Source organism: Asaia spathodeae NBRC 105894, assembly GCF_025994195.1.
GTDB classification, from domain to species: Bacteria; Pseudomonadota; Alphaproteobacteria; order Acetobacterales; family Acetobacteraceae; genus Asaia; species Asaia siamensis.
This window is the reverse complement of the sequence record NZ_BAPY01000026.1, coordinates 1-16,736: the sequence shown is the minus strand read 5'-3', so window position 1 is coordinate 16,736 and position 16,736 is coordinate 1. Positions and strand designations below refer to the sequence as shown.

Genomic DNA, 16,736 nt, shown 5'->3' with positions numbered 1-16,736 from the left:
GATGAAAGAGACCGGTTTTTCATTTATGATCGAACTAAATGTCAAATATGACCTATTCCAGTAATATATAAATCATAAAAATGTGATGAATGGCTTTAATTTGCATTTGTATGGAGAAGGCTGGAAAACGCTTATTTATCTAATAATGAGAAGGTTTCATTCAAAAATACGTCATAATGTACGATATATTTCCTTTGAGTTCATGTATCGTTCTTGAATGAACCCATTAAAAAACGTTTATCATATCAAAGCTGTCAGAGTGAACGTCTCATACGAACATATGATCTGGTATCTATAACTCTTTTTTGTGATTTGCCGGACCCCGCCAACCCGCGCAAAGGAGGACGGGCCAGGCACGCTGCCCAGCAGCTAGAGGCCTTTTGTAAGACTCAGGAGACACACGATGGCAGGCGGGACATTCGTCGGGGGGGCACGGTCCGCAACCGGCACTCTGCAAGACATCGAACCAAAAACGGCTTTCGAACGCTTCGTATCATGGGCAGGTATTCCGCCGGTCATGATCTGGGGTTTCATCGGCACGCTGCTCTTCATGATCGGCGATGGCGTGGAAAGCGGCTATCTTTCACCCTATCTCGTCTCGCTCGGCTTTCAGGAGCATGACGTCGCCGGTCTCTTCACCATCTACGGTCTGACCGCTGCCATTTCCGCATGGGCCTCGGGCGCGCTTTCGGACATGTGGGGCAGCCGCAAGGTCATGCTGGTCGGTCTGGCAATCTGGATCCTCTTCCAGATCGGTTTTCTCGGCTTTGCCCTGCCGTCCAAATCCTGGGCGCTGATCACGCTGTTCTACGGCCTGCGCGGTTTCGGTTATCCGCTTTTCGCTTTCGGCTTCCTCGTCTGGGTTGTCAGCACGGCCCCCGTGCAGAAACTCGGCTCGGCTGTGGGCTGGTTCTGGTTCTGCTTCACGGCAGGTCTGCCAACGCTGGGCACGACCATTGCGGGTGTCCTTCTGCCGATCATTGGCGGGTATTCCACTCTGTGGGTCGCGCTGAGCTTCGTTATCTTCGGCGGTGGTCTGGCTCTTCTGGGCATGCAGCGCGTGCCGCGTGTCGAGACAGGGAACAAGGGTGCTATCAAGACCCTGTTCATGTCGCTCGCCATTGGCTGGCAGCGTCCGAAAGTGGGTATTGGCTGCATCGTGCGCGCCATCAACACGTCTGCCGAGTTCGGCTTCCTGGTGTTCATGCCGCTCTATTTCACCCATACGCTCGGCTTCACCATGGGCCAGTGGCTGGCAGTTCTTCAGGCTATCTTCATCAGCAACATCTTCTTCAACCTGTTCCTGGGCATCATCAGTGACAAGCTGAGCTGGAGATATACGGTTCTGATCATGGGTGGCGTTGGCTCCACGCTGAGCACCATGGCCCTGTATTTCGCACCGACCCTGCTCGGCCCTGACCATCTCTTCATCGTCATGATCGCCGGTGCCTTCTATGGCATGACCCTGGCTGGTTATGTGCCGCTCTCTGCCCTGATGCCCTATCTGGCTCCCGAGAACAAAGCTGCCGCCATGTCGCTGCTCAATCTCGGTGCTGGTGCCAGCGTCTGGATTGGCCCGGCCATCGTCTACATCTTCGAGCCTGCCTTCGGCGTGTTCGGTGTGATGGTTGTCTACTCCATCATCTACTGCATCAGTGCGATCCTGACCTACTTCCTGAAGCTCGACCCGGAGGTGGAAGCCCATCTCCACGCTACCCGAGCTTCAGCCAAGGGGCTGGCTCACTAATCTCCCGGAAGCATCTGTGAGACGGAAAAACGGCGGGGCCCATGGTCCCGCCTTTTTTGATTCGGGTAGTTTCTGATCATGCATCCCTGACCATACGTAATTAACGATTAGGATAGTGATTTCCATGCCGTAACGGTGTGTCGGTTGTGCCCGGGGCAAATGGAAAGATTGGCGATCATGGCATAACTTACTGATAAATAGAGATATTGTCTTAGAATGGTGGAGGGGCCCCAGTGTGACATTGTTGCACAAGGGTAGCCAAACTTTGTAATAAAATTGTAACCTGTCTTGCGAGCGTTAACGAACTCCCGTTACGAAATAGGAATGTTGTGACGATCTTTGTCGCAAAATAACCCATTTTGACGGAACGCCTGATGACGCCCCTCAATCGAGAGACGAATGAAGCTGCAGGGATCTGCAGCATGGTTGCCCCGTCACCCCGACGGAAACGAGGACTCGCTGCCGGACTGATGGGCGCGACCGCTTGTGTCGCCCTGTTGCATTTCGCAAGTGAGGCACAGGCACAAACTGTTTCATCGCCTGAAACATCCACGATTCCAGCGAACGCTGCCAAGACACCCGCCAAATCCAGGGTGACAGTGCCTGCGACCAGCGCTTCGGCGCGTGCGAAAGTCGTTTCGGCCCGCGTCTCCAACAGCTCTGCGGCCAATGCGTCGTCGGGCGCCGAGACCATCATGGTCACGGGTTCGCTGTTCCGCGACCCGAACACGACCAGCGCCTCGCCGATCACCCATATCACCATGAAGGATATGCAGCAGCGCGGCATCAAGACCGTTACCGATGCGCTGCAGCTCCTGTCCTCCAACGGTGCGGGCAATCTGACCAATGCCTGGTCGGCTGGTGGCGGTTTTGCTGCTGGCGCTTCTGCCCCATCGCTTCGTGGCCTGAGCACGGATTCGACCCTGGTGCTCATGGACGGTCAGCGTCTGTCCTATTATCCGCTGGCCGATGACGGCGAACGTAACTTCGTCGACACCAACTGGATGCCGCAATCCATCATGCAGAGCGTCGATGTGCTGCAGGATGGCGGCTCCGCCACTTATGGTGCCGATGCCGTTGCCGGCGTGGTCAACATGATCACCCGCAAGGAGATCAAGGGCTTTGAGGGCAATGCCGAGGGTGGTCTGACCCAGCGCGGCGATGCGGGCCATCAGCGTCTTTATGCCACCTGGGGTCATGGCGACCTGCATAAGGACGGCTATAACTTCTATATCAACTCGGAATATCAGCAGGACGACCCGCTCTATTACCGTCAGTTGAATGCGCCCTATAATAACGGCGACCTTACCGGTATTGGTGGCAGCAACGGTAACGCCAACATCGTTTCCGATGGGGCAATCACCAATTTCTCGCCTTCCACAACGGCTATCGTTCGCCCGGTTACGGCCACAGGCACTGGTACAGGCCCGTGGCAGCTCCTGAACCAGCAGGCAGGATGCCGCACCGGCACAGACGGTCTGGTGACAGGCACCGTCTCTGGCACGACAGGCGCCAGCCAGGCCTGCTCGTGGAACACACAGAAATATGCCCAGTTGGCGCCTGACCTGCGTCGCGTCAGTGCCACGGCGCATTTCACGGCCAATGTCACCGAGCGCTCTCAGCTGACCGCCATGTTTACCTGGTCACAGGCGCGTTCGATCAGCACCGGTACACCGGCTTCCACCTATGGTGGTTCGTCCTACAGCCAGGCCAAGCTGGCCACGGCGCAGAACACCTATCTACCTGTCTATCTCGCTGACGGTTCGCTCAACCCGAACAACCCCTACGCAGCGCTCGGTGAGCAGGCCCAGGTCAATTACCGTTTCGGCGATCTGCTGCCCACCACGACCGAGACCAGCCAGAATTTCCGTGGCTCGGTGCGTTATAATGGCTGGCATCCTTCGCGCTGGGGTTCTGACTGGAATTACGACGTCAATTTCGTCGGGATGAACACGCTTCTGAACCAGACCATCACAGGCGTACCCACGATTGCCGGTATCCAGAACGCGATCACGAGCGGCAGCTATAATTTTGTCGATCCGTCGCTCAATTCGCAGTCTGTGCTCAATTCGATTGCACCGCGTAATGTGATCAATGCGCGCACTCAGGAATATTCGGGCGAAGCGACTCTCAGCAAGGGCCTGTTCCGTCTGCCGGGTGGCATGGCCAAGCTCGCAATCGGTGGCAACATCCGATACGAGGCATTGAATGATCCCAATGCCAACCCGGTCGACACGCTGAATCCGGCCAATCAGTATACCGGCATCATCAACCCTGTGAACGCTCAGGGCAGCCGCTGGGTGGAATCGGGCTTCTTTGAAGCCAATGCGCCGATCGTGAAGATGCTCACCGCCGATGCATCGGGCCGTTACGATCATTATTCCGAAGGCTTCAGCCATTTCTCCCCAAAATTCGGTGTACAGTTCAAGCCGACCGAGAAGCTGACTCTGCGTGGCACCTTCGCCAAGGGCTTCCGCGTGCCGAGCTTTGCCGAAACGGGCGGGTCCAATGTGGGTTACACGACCTACACACCGACCAATGCCAATTTCATCAGCCAGCACCTGAACTCAAACGGCACGGCCAATAACTACGCGCAGACCTATTACATTGGCTCGAACACAGCCGGTAATCCGAATCTGCGCCCTGAAACCTCAACCAATTTCTCAGGCGGTCCGATTTTCCGTCCGACGCGTTGGCTGACGCTGAGCGCCGATTATTATTATATCCGCAAGAACCACTATATCGCCCCGAACCCGGTCGGGACGACGAACGTGGCTAATGCCTATCTCGCAGGTGAAGCTCTGCCGACAGGCGTAACCGTCACGCCGGATATTGCCGATCCGCAGAACCCGAGCGGCCAGCTCCGTCCGGGCATCATCAATCTGGGTTACGTCAATACGAACAAGCTCGTGACCGACGGTTTCGATCTGTCTTTCGAAGCCAATACGCAGCTTCCCGGCGTGTTCCACGAAGTTCATTGGTACAGCAAGGGCACGGCGACCTTTGTCCGTCGCATGAACCTGACCAATCCTGATGGTTCGGTTTATCGCTTTGCCGGCACGCTCGGTCCTTATGGCGCCGTTTCTGCATCGGGAACGCCTCGCTGGCGCGCCAACTGGTCCAACACGCTGTCATGGCGGAAGCTGGCTGTGACGCCGACGGTTTATTACACCAGCGGCTATCGCACGACGGCAGAAGACCAGACGGGTTCGAACACGGCAGGCAATTGCGCCGATGCGCTCACCATGAGCAGCTTCGTTCCGAGCGGGCAGTGCAAGGTCAAGGCTTTCTGGGATGTCGATCTGACGGTGAACTATCAGTTCAATCGCCGCTGGAGCGCCTATGCCAACGTCTACAACCTGCTTGGCTTCAAATCGCCTTACGATTTCGGAACCTATGGTGGCTATCTCTACAACTCGTCCTGGTCGCAGAACGGTGTCGTTCTCCGTTCCTTCCAGTTCGGTGTGAAGGTCGTTCTCTGATCTTCCTTAGCGTCTGACACGAAAAAACCCTCCGGGCTTTGCGGCCCGGAGGGTTTTTTATTGCCCCCGTTCCCCGCGCCGTGAGCAGGCTGAACGAAACGGGCAAAACCGGTGCGAGAGCAGCTTATGCAAGGCGGATCGAGAGAATGATCGGTGTTGACGATACCGTTCTCGCCTCTGAGTGAAGAAGAGAGGGGCTGCTATCAGTTCCTGTAATCGGGCTGTTCGCGGTCCAGCTTGCGGCGCAAGGCTTTCCAGATCATCTGGCCCTGATCGGGGTCGGTCTCGAACTGGGCACGAGCGCGCAGCACTTCGGCTTCGCTGGGGCAGTGGAGTGGCGCACCGGTCGATTGCGCGGCCAGTTGCACGCGGCAGGCCTGCTCAAGATAATACATACGATAAAAGGCCTGAGCGACGGAACTGCCTATGGTGAGCAAGCCGTGATTCTGCAGGATCAGCCCTATATTGTCGCCCAGATCGCGCACCAGACGTTCGCGCTCGCTCAGATTGTCATCTGCTGCGATGCCCTCATAGGGGTGAAATCCGATACGTCTGTAGAACTCCATATTGATCTGGTTGAGCGGCAGAATGCCGTCCTTCTGGGCAGCGATGGCCATGCCTGCCAGGGTATGGCTGTGCATCACACAGGCCGCATCGGGATGCGCACGATGGACGGCGGAATGAATGACAAACCCTGCCGGGTTGACCGGCCAGCTTGTTTCCTGCTGTGGGTGACCTTCTGAATCCACCACGACAAGCGAGCTTGCCGTGATTTCCTCGAACAGCAACCCGTAGGGATTGACCAGAAAGCGATGCCCTTCTCCCGGCAGGCGCACGGAGAGATGGGTATAGACCATGTCGGTCAGATCGAATTGCGCATAGAGGCGATAGGCCGCAGCCAGTTCCTCGCGCAGTTCCTGTTCGGTCTGAGCCGTCACGGTGTCACCCCTGTCTTGCTGAAATGGCCGAATGTATTGGTGCGTCGTGTGCCCTCGGGCAGGGCAATTTCGCCGCGCTCGCGTTTGGCGATAAGGTAGGAATAGGTCTGCATGGCCTGAGCCCACATATGATCGCCGATCTTGACGGCCTCATACTCCGTATCAGCTTTTTCGAAAGCGGGGAGAGGGCGGATTTCGTGATGGTAATCGCAGGCATAGAAAAGCGGGAAGGAATAACGCTCCTCTTTCACGCTGCGCACACGATGGGCAGTTGCCACAAAGGCGCCTGCCGTCATCATTTCAAGCATGTCCCCGATATTGACGACAAATGTGCCGGGAATGGGGGGCGCATCGATCCATTCGCCGTTGCCGTTCAGAACTTCCAGACCCGGCTTGTCGGCCAGAAGAATGGTGAAACATTCATAGTCGGTATGGGCGCCAATGCCCGGCGCATCCTGCGCCTCGCCATCATAGGGATAGTGGATCATGCGCAGCTTCGACGGGGGAAATTGCGCGACGTCATCGAAAGCGTTTTCATCGAGCCCAAGGGCGAGCGCGAAGCCGCGAAACAACACGCGCCCCAGATCGAACACCGCCGCATAATAGGCGCTGGCTTTTTCGCGAAATCCCGGAATTTCCGGCCAGTCATTCGGCCCGAGCAACGGGGTTCCTGACTGAACGAGTGGGTGATCAGCGGGCACCTCGAAGCCGATATCAAAGGCTTCCTTATGGTCGGGGCGGGATTTGTTGTAGATTTCCTCACCTTCCGGCACGAAACCCTTGTGAGAGGCCGAGGCGCCGATATAGCGCTCCATCTTCTTCTCAAAGGGCTGGGCAAAGAAATCCTTTGCCGCCTCACGCACATTCCCGATCAGTTCGGGGGCAACCCGATGCCCGGAAATATAGAAAAATCCGATCTTGCTGGCTGCGTGCTGCAGGGCTGCGGCCACTTTCTGACGCTCGGCCTTGTCATCGGCATACAGCCCGGCGATGTCGATCACCGGAATGGACGTGAACGTCTCTTCTGTCATGTCAGAAACTCCTTGTTGGAGATGGAGCAGGGAAACACCCTGCAAAAGACCCGCGTTGTGCATCGAGCAACCAGCGATTCATGGCATGCCGGTCTGCAACGGGCAGATTGGTGAAGGGCAGCGTATGCGTATAGCCGTCAGGCCCGCATTCGGGTGTCAGCGTGGTGCACGCATAGCCACGCCGGGCCTGATCCATCCAGATGGTGCGCCAGAAATCCTGATGGAAACGCAAGGCAGCAGCATGTTCGGGCGCACCGGGATGCGAGACCTGCGGTCCCTGGTCATAGCCCACGCGCGCCTGCACATGATGCACGCGCGCGATAAAGGCGCTGAAATCGTCGCAGGGGTCATCGAGCAGACGTTCGCAGCCGACCACCCAATGGCTGATATCGGCTGTGAACAAGGCATCAGGAACCTGGGCGACGACATCGAGTGCGACCCAGGGAGTGGCGCAGAGCCGGGCGCGATGGGTCTCGAAACTCAGAATCAGGTCGTGAGTGCGCCCGATCGCCATGGCGCGGGAGATAAATTCGGCTTGTTTGGCGGCAGGCCACCGGTCATTCCCGCCCAGAACATTGACAAAACGCGGAGCGAGCAGGGCGGCACGGGCCAGGTCGACGTCCAGATCGGCCAGATGATCCTCAAGCGAGGCTTCCTGACGGGGCACCACCCCGCCGCCGGTCATGGCGATGGCAATATAGGGAGCCCCGCTAGCGAGCAACGCCTCGCGACAGGTCGGGAGGTTCTGCAAATCCGGAATGCGCCCTTCGATCCCGTCAAACCCTTCTGCGCGGGCTTCGGCGATACTGTCGGCCCAGGGGCGGGTATCGCCCCAGAGCGTGCGATAGGTCTCAAGGCGCATCGCGGCTCCGTCAGAAATTATAGCGCAGGTCGCAGCCGACCCAGCGCGGGGTTTGCAGGAACTGCACACGGGAATTGTCAGACCCGGTGAAGGAATAGGTATTGCCGTGCTTGTTGAGCATGTTGTCGACATAGACAGCGGCTGTCCATTTGCCGGTTTTCGGCCCGACTTCCATGCGCATGCCGAAAGAGCTGATCTTGTCGGTCACGCCATTGGGGTCACCCAGCGCCACCAGCATATTGTCTTTCCAGGTGTAGCTGGTCTGGAGTGTCAGGCGATAGGCGCGTGGCAGATCGATGCCGTAGCGGGCGACCGCATTCCAGGAAAAGCGCGGAGCAAAAGGCAGCACCGAATGGGCACTGACCGTGGAAAGCAGCGGCAGGCCCCCGATATCGTTGACCGGGCTGATATTCTGCGCATCGAGATAGGCAAAGGAACCGCGCAGATCGAGATTCGGGATCAGGTCATGAAGCGTGCTCGACAGTTCGCCACCACGGGTGCGTGCCCGGGGAATGGGGCCGAGGCTGAGCGAGGTAATGTTCATGGGCATCTCGGCCACGAAAAGCGTCTGACGGTTGTGATATTCGTAATCGAACAACGCGCCTTCGATCTGCACATGATTATGCAGAAGGCTCGTCTTGGCGCCAATCTCGTAGGCGATCATGTTTTCAGGGCGCACATAATCCAGCGCCTGAGGCGCCGAGACAGGGGCTGCGAAATAGGCGCCTGCCTTGTAGCCGTTCGAAATAGTGCCATAAACGAGCGTACCGGGAACGATCGTATAGCGCAGCCCCACGCGCCCGGTCAGGCGGGCATAGGAATGGGTGGTGTCGAGGCGTGACAGATAGGCGCCTTTGGTGGTGAGCGCGCCCGCATCGTCGATCGTACCGCCATTGAAGCCGCGATCATCCCATGAGAAGCGGCCAGAAGCGATGAAATCGAGATTTTTCAGAACATTGGTGACTGTGCTGACATAAAGCCCGGTCGAGACATTCTGCTGCACGAAGCGGTCTGTCAGATTGCCGTTCGGCACGCCAAGCAGAAAGGAGCGATAGCTCGTATAGGCGCCGTTGATCTTGTCCCAAGATTCGTAAATGCCGACGGTGAGGTGGAAGCGCTTTGCCAGATCCATCTTGAGATGCATGTCATGCGACTGCGCAAGCGACGTGTCATTCCAGTGATAATCGCCGACACTGATCGATTCACCGTCGTAATTGTCGTAATCGCTGCGGCGGAATGCGTCGAACGCCGTGGTGGAAACGAATTGTCCCCAGTTGAAATCATGGGTGTAATTGATCGAAACCCCGCCGCCATTTTCATTGCGTCCCACGCGGTTCGATCCGACATTCACGGCCTTGTATGAGGCGTTCGGCCCGACGCCCACTGTGCCATTGGCAAAGCCGTTCACCGCATCGCCATCCACAGCCTGAGGCGACATCGAGATGCCCTTGTCGCGGGTATAATGGATGTTCAGCAGCAGGTTCGATCGGTCATCGATCAGAAATCGTGTCAGATTGCGCAGGCCAAGCTGGTCCTGAGACCCGTAGCGTTTGCTGGTGCGAATGTCGCGCTGCCAGCCCTCGCCATTGATATAGGAGAAGGCCGTCCGGTTCTGTATCCTGTCGCTGATGGGCACATTGATGGCAGCGCTCGCGGTGTTGGTGCCGTAGCTGCTATAGCCCCAGTTTACATACCCCCCGAATTTGCCATCGGGCTTGGTGGTCTCGACAGCAATATTGCCGCCCGTGCTGCTGCGGCCATAATCGAAGCCCTGCGGTCCTTTTTCGACGCTGACCATCTGGGTGTCGAACATCTGGCCGGTATAAAAGACGGGGTAGGGCGCAAACACGCCATCCTGATAGATGCCGATCCCGCCCATGTTGTTGCCGGTATAATCGTCAAGGCCGATGCCGCGGATCGAGAATACCGGCGTACTGCCTGAGGTTGCGTTGACCGCGGTCAGGCCGGGCATATAGGCGGCGAGATCCTTGGGGCTGGTGATATGCAGCGCCTGCAATTCCCGGCCGCTCAGCACATTCACCGTTGCGGCAGTCGTCAGAAAGCGCTGGGCGCGCGAGCCCGTTACCTGGATGGCCTCTGGTGCGGCATGCACGGGCTTGTGCCGCGCTGCTGTCTTGTGTCCCGCGCTGTGGCGTGTGGCCGCCTTCTGGGTTGCGGCCAGCGTCGCGTTCTGGGTGCCGAGAAGCACCAGCCCGGCTGAGAGCGAAAGGGCTGTGCCGGTAAGGCGGAGAAATCCTTTGGGCAGGCGCATCGTCATGAAAAGGACTCCCGTCAGTGGCTTCCTGCTCATTGAGAAGGCGAAACGACCTGTCTTTCGATTGAAAAAAACCAAACCTCACTTTGTCAGATCATTACCCATGATGGATCATCTGGTTCAGAAAATGACGCGCGCGCTCGGTCTGCGGGTTCGAAAAGAAGGATTTCGGTGTGGCGACCTCAAGGATCGTGCCCTTGTCCATAAAGACCACGCGATCGGCGATATGGCGCGCAAACCCCATTTCATGGGTCACGCAGATCGTGGTGATCCGCCGCTCCGAGAGCGCGTCTATGATGCCGATGACGCCCTTGATGGCCTCGGGGTCGAGCGCCGCTGTGGGCTCATCGAAGAGGATGATATCGGGCGCCATGCACAAGGCGCGGGCGATGGCCACACGCTGCTGCTGCCCTCCGGAAAGCTGGATCGGATATTTATCGGCCTGTTCAGCAATGCCGACCTGTTCGAGATAATGGCGGGCAAGGGAATCGGTTGCGTCGTAATGTGCCTTGCGCACCAGTCTGGGTGCCAGCATGCAGTTCTGCAGCACGGTGAGATGCGGGAAGAGATTGTAGTTCTGGAACACCATGCCCACGGCGCCACGCAGCAGAGGCAGGCTTGTCTTGTCGTCAATGATCTCGCCATCGATCATCAGCACACCGCTATCATGGGGCTCGATACGGTTGAGCGTGCGGATCAGGGTTGATTTGCCCGAGCCGGAAGGGCCAAGCACGACGATCTTCTCACCATGGCCGATATCGAGGCTGATCCGGTCCAGCGCCAGAAACTCGCCGTAGAATTTGCTCATCTTGCGCAGGCTGAGAGCGCAATCGGGATTGGGGGGCAGATTATGCAGCATGACGCGTCCCTCCTGCTTCGGGCAAGGCCGGGACGGATTTGCCGGCTTTTCTTGCGGCGCCATCACGGCTTGCCCAGACAAAGCGCGTTTCTATGCGTTTCTGCAGATGCAGGAAGGCAAAGACCATGGCCAGATAATAGACGAGCGCCGCCGCATAATATTCGGTGAATTCGAAGCTGCGTGCGACCTGAACCTGCGTGATGAAGAGCAGCTCCTGCAGCGAGATGACCGAGGCCAGAGAGGTCGTCTTCAGCAGGGAGATGAACTCATTGATCGTGGGCGGCAACGCCACACGCAAGGCCTGTGGAAAGATCACATGGCGATAGATCTGGGCCTGGCTCATGCCCAGCGCCTGTCCGCCTGCCAGTTGCCCCGGGTCGATGGCGCTGAGGGCGGCGCGATTGATCTCGACCTGATAGGCTGATTCATTGATCGACAAACAGATCCAGGTCGCCAGAAATGGTGAGAACCAGCTTTCGCGAAAAATCGGAAAGAATTGCGGCAGCGCATTCCAGATGAACAGAAGCTGGAGCAGCGTCGGCGCCCCACGAAACACGGCGACATAGGCACGCAGAAAGGGATGCCATAGCGAACGCGGGGTATTCAGCTTCAGGGCAATCGGGATGGAAAGCACGATGGCAGTGGCATGAGAGGCGATGGCGATGGCCAGCGTCATCCCCGCGCCCTTGAGAAAGGCCATCGAAAACAGGGCGGAAAAGAAGGTCGTTGTATTGAAGCGGGGCCTCTGTGTCGCAACACCAAGAGCCTTGCGCGCAGCACTGCCCACATTCCATTTTTTCTCCAGTGCTGCGATGTCGCCCTTCTGCCTCAGCGTGTCGAGCGCACTGGCCAGAAGGGCGCGGTCCTGACCGGCGCGGCGAAGATAGAGCGCGAACTCCGAATAGCCGGGCAGATGAGGGCTGTAGATGACATGCAGTTTTCCACCGAGCTGGGCCTCACGGTAAAAAAGCTCGACATCCTGGCTCAGGAAGTTCTGCACACGTCCGACCAGAACCTGCTGCACAACCTGATCTTCACTCGGGTATTGCTGCAGCGCGATGGGTGGCTTGCCACGTGCGGCGAGTTCCTGGTTGATTTCCTCGATGCGGGCGGCATAGCTCGTGCCCGATTCCACAGCGAGGCTCTGCCCGGCCAGCGCGTCGAAGCTGTTCACCGGCGCGATCTTTTCCGGCGCCACGATCACGGGGGAGGTTTCGAGATAGGCTACGGCATCGAACAGGCGCTCACGGGATGTCTGCTTCAGCACACCACTCATCACCAGCCCGCAACGCCCGGCGCTGAGGCTCGGGAACAGCCCGGTGAAGTCCATGGTTTCGAATTCGACCGGTACCTGCCAATAGGCGCCCAACGCGCGGGCGAGGGCGATATCGAAGCCGTCGAGCGCCGAAAGATCAGCCCCGTTGACAAAGGTCATGGGGGGCAGCGTCGGATTGGTGCAGACCCGCAGCACCCCGCCCTCAATGAAAGAAGGACGCTCCTGCGCCTGTGCCTTTGCGCCTATGAGGCAAAGAGCGATCAGGGCCAGAATATGAAAAAAACGCCGCATCAGCATGTCTCTTCGAGAATGGAGCGGAAGGTCTCGGCCATGAGGCCGTTTTCCGGGGTGGGGCGGATCAGGAAATAGAAATGATTGACCAGATGCAGGTCATTGAAGGCGATGTGACGCAGGCGGTCCTGCTGGATCATCTGGGTCACGAAGAGTTCGGGCAGGAACCCGATATACATGCCTGACAAGATCAGGAGCGCGCGGGAGTCGATATTGTCTGCTTTTGCGGTAAAATTCATGCTCGGGCGCAGTTCGTCCCATCTCGGCGAAGACGCGGCATCGCTGACGCTGATCATGCGCGCTTCGGCAAGTGAGGCGATATCGATTGTCTCTTCCGGACGGTCGAAAAGCGGATGGCGCGCGCCGCAATAGAGATTGGAGCGCTCACTGAACAGGGCCGTAGCCTGCATCTCGGGCTGCTGATGCGGATAAAGAGTGATCCCAGCGGTCGCTGTACCGTTGCGGACGGCAAATTCGACATCGCGTGTCGAGGCGGAACGTACATCCATTTCGACAGCTGGATAGCGGCTGGTGAAAATCTGGATGGCGCGCAGCAGCGCCGTTTCGCCATGAAACTGGATATTATCGGGCAGATAGAGGCAGAACCGGCCCGAGAGCGTGCCGCTCACATCGTTGATCCGCTGCTGGAACAGATCGATATCGTTAAAAAGCTTCGTGGTGGCTTCTAGCACACCTTCGCCCTCACGCGTGAGAGCAAACCCGGCCCGGCCGCGATGGCATAAAACCATGCTCAACCTGTCTTCAAGGGCGGCAATATCGATACTGATAGAGGATTTGCTTTTGCCCAGCGCCAGCTCTGCTGCTGCAAAGCCGCCATGCTGCGCCACACAGGCAAAGACACGCAGAAGCCGCAGATCGACCTCGGCGATACGCCCCTGAAACCCGCTGGCACGGGGCAGGCGTCGGGGAGTGGGTGCAGGGCGCAGACGGGACAAGAGCAATGATCCTGTTTCAGACAACATGCGATGATAGCTCTCCCTGCGACACGATCAACCGCTTGTACCGCTCCCGATACGCTTGACGTATCCGGCGAGTATGGAGGGCAGAGGGGGTATTTTTAATTTATGAAACGCCAAACCAAACTCCACCTCATTGTGATTGAGGAATGATCAGGCCCGTCCTAGCGTCTGGCCCAGCCCGGCAAGGGCGGCATGGCATCAAAATGGGAGAAGACGATGACCGTTGAGCGCTGGTTCATCGATAGTGAAACCGGAACCCTGTCGGATGTGCTGCTCTGCCCACCCGATTTCTATACCTGGAATCCGAGCAATGACATTGCCATCCGCACACTCGCCAGTGGTGCGCGGCCTGATCCGGCGCTGCTGAAACAGCAATTCGACGGTCTGGTGGCACTTCTCGAAAAAGCCGGGGTGAAATGCCATTTCCTGACCCCTGAAGAGGGGTTGCCCTATCAGGTCTATACGCGTGATTCGTCCCAGACCACGCCATGGGGCACGGTGGTGACGCGTCTCATGCGTCCCGAGCGCCAGCCTGAAGCGCGAAGCATCGAGGCATTCTATGGCGAAAGCGCCATCACGGCCCGTTGCACCGAAGGGTTCGTCGAAGGGGGTGATATCCATATCATCCGGCCCGGCCTTCTGGCCGTCGGGGTGAGCGGTGGTCGCACGACGATCGAGGGTGCGCAGGCTTTCATGAAGCCTTTCGAAGAGGCGGGGTGGACCTGCCGCATGATCCATTTCCCCGAGCATTTCCTTCATCTCGACGTGATCTTCACGATGGTGACGGACAGCCTCGCGATCGGCGTGGTCGATGTGCTTGAAGACGAGGATCTCGCCTGGTTCGAGGCGCAGAATATCCGCATCCTGCCCGTGACCTACAAGGAGGCCATGCGCGATATGGGGTGCAACGTGCTGGCGCTGGGCGAAGGGCGCGTGGTCAGTCCCTCGCATTCCCGGCGCATCAACGCCATGCTGCGCGACCACGGGTTGACGGTGCTCGATACGCCGCTTGACCAGTTCTCTCAGGGCGGTGGCAGCATTCACTGCATGACGATGCCGCTCAGACGTGCCAGTCTGAAAGGCTGATCCTTCTGTCTGGTCATCAGAAACAGGACGATCTCTGGAAACCGTAAAGGGGCAGTCGATGGCACCGCGTCTGATCATCAGCGCCGATGGCGCAGAGGCCTTCGAAGGCTGGCGCGACTCTTTCGCGCGCCATGCTCCCGATATCGGGGTCCTGTCCTGGTTTGACCCTGCTACCCGTCGTGAAGACGCCGATTATGCCCTGGTCTGGGAGGCGTCCGATGACGATCTGCGCGCGATGCACCATCTGCGCGGCATTCTCTGCACCGGGGCCGGTGTCAATCATCTGATTGCCAGCCCTGCATTCCCTCATCATGTAAGACTTGTGCGTATGGGCGGCGGAGAGACCGGCGCGCTCATGGCCGATTATGTGCTCTGGGCGCTGATAGGCCTTCTGCGCGATGCCCGCACATGGGCGCTGCAACAGGCACGCCATGTCTGGGCGCGTAATCTGGTGTCACGGACCTCGGATCAGACTCGCGTCACGGTTCTGGGCTACGGCCAGATCGGTGCCGTGGTGGCACAACGACTGGCCCGTTCGGGTTTTGCCGTGTCGGCCTGGCGTCGTGCTGGCGAGAGCGGGCAGGATGAGGGCGTTGCCGTGCATGTCGGGTGCGATGCCCTGCCTGACCTGCTGGGCAGCACGGATATGCTGGTCAATCTTCTGCCCAGCACGCCCCAGACGCGCTTTCTGCTTGATGAGGCCTTTCTGGCCGAGCTGAAACCGGGCGCGGGACTGGTCAATGTCGGGCGTGGGGATCATCTGGTGGAAGAGGCGTTGCTGACGCTTCTCGAAACCGGGCATCTTTCAGGTGCCGTGCTGGATGTTCAGTCACAGGAGCCCCTCGGATCGGACTCACCGCTTTGGGATCACCCCCGGATCACCCTGACACCGCATATCGCGTCAGAGGCGTCGAGAGAGGCGCAGGTGCTCTATCTGGCTGACGTCATTCGCCAGCTCGAACGCGGCGAAACCCCGGCGCTTCTTTATGACCGCGCCAAGGGGTATTGATCACAGCGCCAATCAGGGTGCTCTCCCTTTCTCCCTCACGAGCGGTATAAGATCATCCAGTGTGATCGGGCTGTTTGCCGCGAGGGAGAGCAAAAGACATGCGTCGCGTCGTGATCAATCGGGAAGTCGACAAGGAACGTCTTGCCTCGTTTTTCAGGTCGAACGGGCATGTCGGGCCAATCGAGCGCGTTACGGGCGTCGAGGGGCAGGCTGTCTCGCTCGATGATCTGGTCGGGCGCGGTGTGGCCGAAACCGGCCTGCGCTATACCCAGGGTGCGCTTGGTGCGGCCCTCTCCCATCTTGGCCTGTGGAGCCAGTCGGTGCAGCAAGGCGCCCCCTTGGCCATTTTCGAAGATGATGCCCTTCTCTGCCGGAATTTCGACACCGAAAGCGAGAGACTGATCGCAGACCTGCCCGAAGGGTGGGATGTTCTCCTGCTGGGTTATAATTTCAACGCACCGATCACGATCGACGCCTTGCCCGGTATTACCCGCGGTACCGTGACACTGGATGAAAAACAGATGCAGGGGAATGCAGGGCTCTTTGCAAATGAGGAGGTGGTGGCGCGGGCCTTTCGGTTGCAGCAGGCCTTTGGGCTATGTGCCTATGTAGTGTCGCCAAAGGGGGCACGTGCCCTGCTCGAACGGTGCCTGCCCCTGCGTGCGCAGGAATACCAGCAGCTCGGCCTGGAGCGCATGGTGCGCAATGTCGGCATCGACGTCGTGACATCCTATCACTACAGGCAGCTCGATGCTTTCGGGGCCTTTCCGCCACTGGCTATTTCGCCGAATGACAAATCGGGATCATCAACTAAAAGAGGAATATAGAGGAAAATACTACATATTTTACATAATGCAGATTATATAACTGATAATATTTTAAATATAATATTATATATTA

At 58.1% G+C, this 16,736-nt stretch carries 12 protein-coding genes; 5 read left to right on the top strand and 7 right to left on the bottom strand.

The genetic code is table 11. From position 1 onward, the window contains the following. Window positions 1-403 precede the first annotated feature (403 nt). Together AA105894_RS09410 and AA105894_RS09405 are read left to right on the top strand one after the other, a co-directional pair. Window positions 404-1,747: an MFS transporter gene (locus AA105894_RS09410; protein WP_188425620.1), complete on the top strand. Its 1,344-nt coding sequence runs from the start codon at window positions 404-406 to the stop codon at window positions 1,745-1,747. 470 nt (window positions 1,748-2,217) lie between these two features. Next, window positions 2,218-5,229 (top strand): TonB-dependent receptor plug domain-containing protein, encoded by a 3,012-nt coding sequence (locus tag AA105894_RS09405; protein WP_373316764.1) that lies wholly within the window; start codon window positions 2,218-2,220, stop codon window positions 5,227-5,229. A 203-nt stretch (window positions 5,230-5,432) separates the two neighbouring features. Here AA105894_RS09405 and AA105894_RS09400 read toward each other — a convergent pair whose 3' ends face one another. From AA105894_RS09400 to AA105894_RS09370, 7 genes are all read right to left on the bottom strand, one after another. After that, the gene (locus AA105894_RS09400) at window positions 5,433-6,167 is read right to left on the bottom strand and encodes a class II aldolase/adducin family protein (protein ID WP_267311498.1); all 735 of its coding nucleotides are present in this window, start codon (window positions 6,165-6,167) and stop codon (window positions 5,433-5,435) included. Further along, the gene (locus tag AA105894_RS09395) at window positions 6,164-7,198 is read right to left on the bottom strand and encodes an isopenicillin N synthase family dioxygenase (RefSeq protein WP_267311497.1); all 1,035 of its coding nucleotides are present in this window, start codon (window positions 7,196-7,198) and stop codon (window positions 6,164-6,166) included. The genes AA105894_RS09400 and AA105894_RS09395 overlap by 4 nt, the downstream gene beginning before the upstream one ends. Before the next feature lies 1 nt (window position 7,199). Next, window positions 7,200-8,060, bottom strand: a complete 861-nt coding sequence (locus AA105894_RS09390) for a sugar phosphate isomerase/epimerase family protein (RefSeq protein ID WP_267311496.1) — start codon at window positions 8,058-8,060, stop codon at window positions 7,200-7,202. Between the two features lie 10 nt (window positions 8,061-8,070). After that, the gene (locus AA105894_RS09385; RefSeq protein ID WP_267311495.1) at window positions 8,071-10,338 is read right to left on the bottom strand and encodes a TonB-dependent receptor; all 2,268 of its coding nucleotides are present in this window, start codon (window positions 10,336-10,338) and stop codon (window positions 8,071-8,073) included. A 94-nt stretch (window positions 10,339-10,432) separates the two neighbouring features. Beyond that, window positions 10,433-11,194: an amino acid ABC transporter ATP-binding protein gene (locus AA105894_RS09380; protein ID WP_267311494.1), complete on the bottom strand. Its 762-nt coding sequence runs from the start codon at window positions 11,192-11,194 to the stop codon at window positions 10,433-10,435. Continuing rightward, window positions 11,184-12,761 carry an ABC transporter substrate-binding protein/permease gene (locus tag AA105894_RS09375; protein WP_267311493.1) on the bottom strand — a complete coding sequence of 526 codons (1,578 nt, stop codon included), beginning with the start codon at window positions 12,759-12,761 and terminating at the stop codon, window positions 11,184-11,186. Before AA105894_RS09375 ends, AA105894_RS09380 begins: the two co-directional genes overlap by 11 nt. Beyond that, the gene (locus AA105894_RS09370) at window positions 12,761-13,717 is read right to left on the bottom strand and encodes a LysR family transcriptional regulator (RefSeq protein WP_267311492.1); all 957 of its coding nucleotides are present in this window, start codon (window positions 13,715-13,717) and stop codon (window positions 12,761-12,763) included. The genes AA105894_RS09375 and AA105894_RS09370 overlap by 1 nt, the downstream gene beginning before the upstream one ends. 240 nt (window positions 13,718-13,957) lie before the next feature. Between AA105894_RS09370 and AA105894_RS09365 the strand changes: the two genes are divergently transcribed. From AA105894_RS09365 to AA105894_RS09355, 3 genes are all read left to right on the top strand, one after another. After that, window positions 13,958-14,827, top strand: a complete 870-nt coding sequence (locus AA105894_RS09365) for a dimethylarginine dimethylaminohydrolase family protein (RefSeq protein WP_267311491.1) — start codon at window positions 13,958-13,960, stop codon at window positions 14,825-14,827. Window positions 14,828-14,885: 58 nt separating this feature from the next. After that, window positions 14,886-15,836 (top strand): 2-hydroxyacid dehydrogenase, encoded by a 951-nt coding sequence (locus AA105894_RS09360; protein ID WP_267311490.1) that lies wholly within the window; start codon window positions 14,886-14,888, stop codon window positions 15,834-15,836. Between the two features lie 98 nt (window positions 15,837-15,934). Continuing rightward, window positions 15,935-16,663 carry a glycosyltransferase family 25 protein gene (locus tag AA105894_RS09355; protein ID WP_267311489.1) on the top strand — a complete coding sequence of 243 codons (729 nt, stop codon included), beginning with the start codon at window positions 15,935-15,937 and terminating at the stop codon, window positions 16,661-16,663. The last annotated feature ends 73 nt before the right edge of the window (window positions 16,664-16,736 follow it).

Coding starts and splice junctions, on each gene's coding strand:
- AA105894_RS09410 (WP_188425620.1), top strand. CDS start 404: ATGGCAGGCGGGACATTCGTCGGGGGGGCACGGTCCGCAACCGGCACT.
- AA105894_RS09405 (WP_373316764.1), top strand. CDS start 2,218: ATGGGCGCGACCGCTTGTGTCGCCCTGTTGCATTTCGCAAGTGAGGCA.
- AA105894_RS09395 (WP_267311497.1), bottom strand. CDS start 7,198: ATGACAGAAGAGACGTTCACGTCCATTCCGGTGATCGACATCGCCGGG.
- AA105894_RS09390 (WP_267311496.1), bottom strand. CDS start 8,060: ATGCGCCTTGAGACCTATCGCACGCTCTGGGGCGATACCCGCCCCTGG.
- AA105894_RS09385 (WP_267311495.1), bottom strand. CDS start 10,338: ATGACGATGCGCCTGCCCAAAGGATTTCTCCGCCTTACCGGCACAGCC.
- AA105894_RS09380 (WP_267311494.1), bottom strand. CDS start 11,194: ATGCTGCATAATCTGCCCCCCAATCCCGATTGCGCTCTCAGCCTGCGC.
- AA105894_RS09375 (WP_267311493.1), bottom strand. CDS start 12,761: ATGCGGCGTTTTTTTCATATTCTGGCCCTGATCGCTCTTTGCCTCATA.
- AA105894_RS09365 (WP_267311491.1), top strand. CDS start 13,958: ATGACCGTTGAGCGCTGGTTCATCGATAGTGAAACCGGAACCCTGTCG.
- AA105894_RS09360 (WP_267311490.1), top strand. CDS start 14,886: ATGGCACCGCGTCTGATCATCAGCGCCGATGGCGCAGAGGCCTTCGAA.
- AA105894_RS09355 (WP_267311489.1), top strand. CDS start 15,935: ATGCGTCGCGTCGTGATCAATCGGGAAGTCGACAAGGAACGTCTTGCC.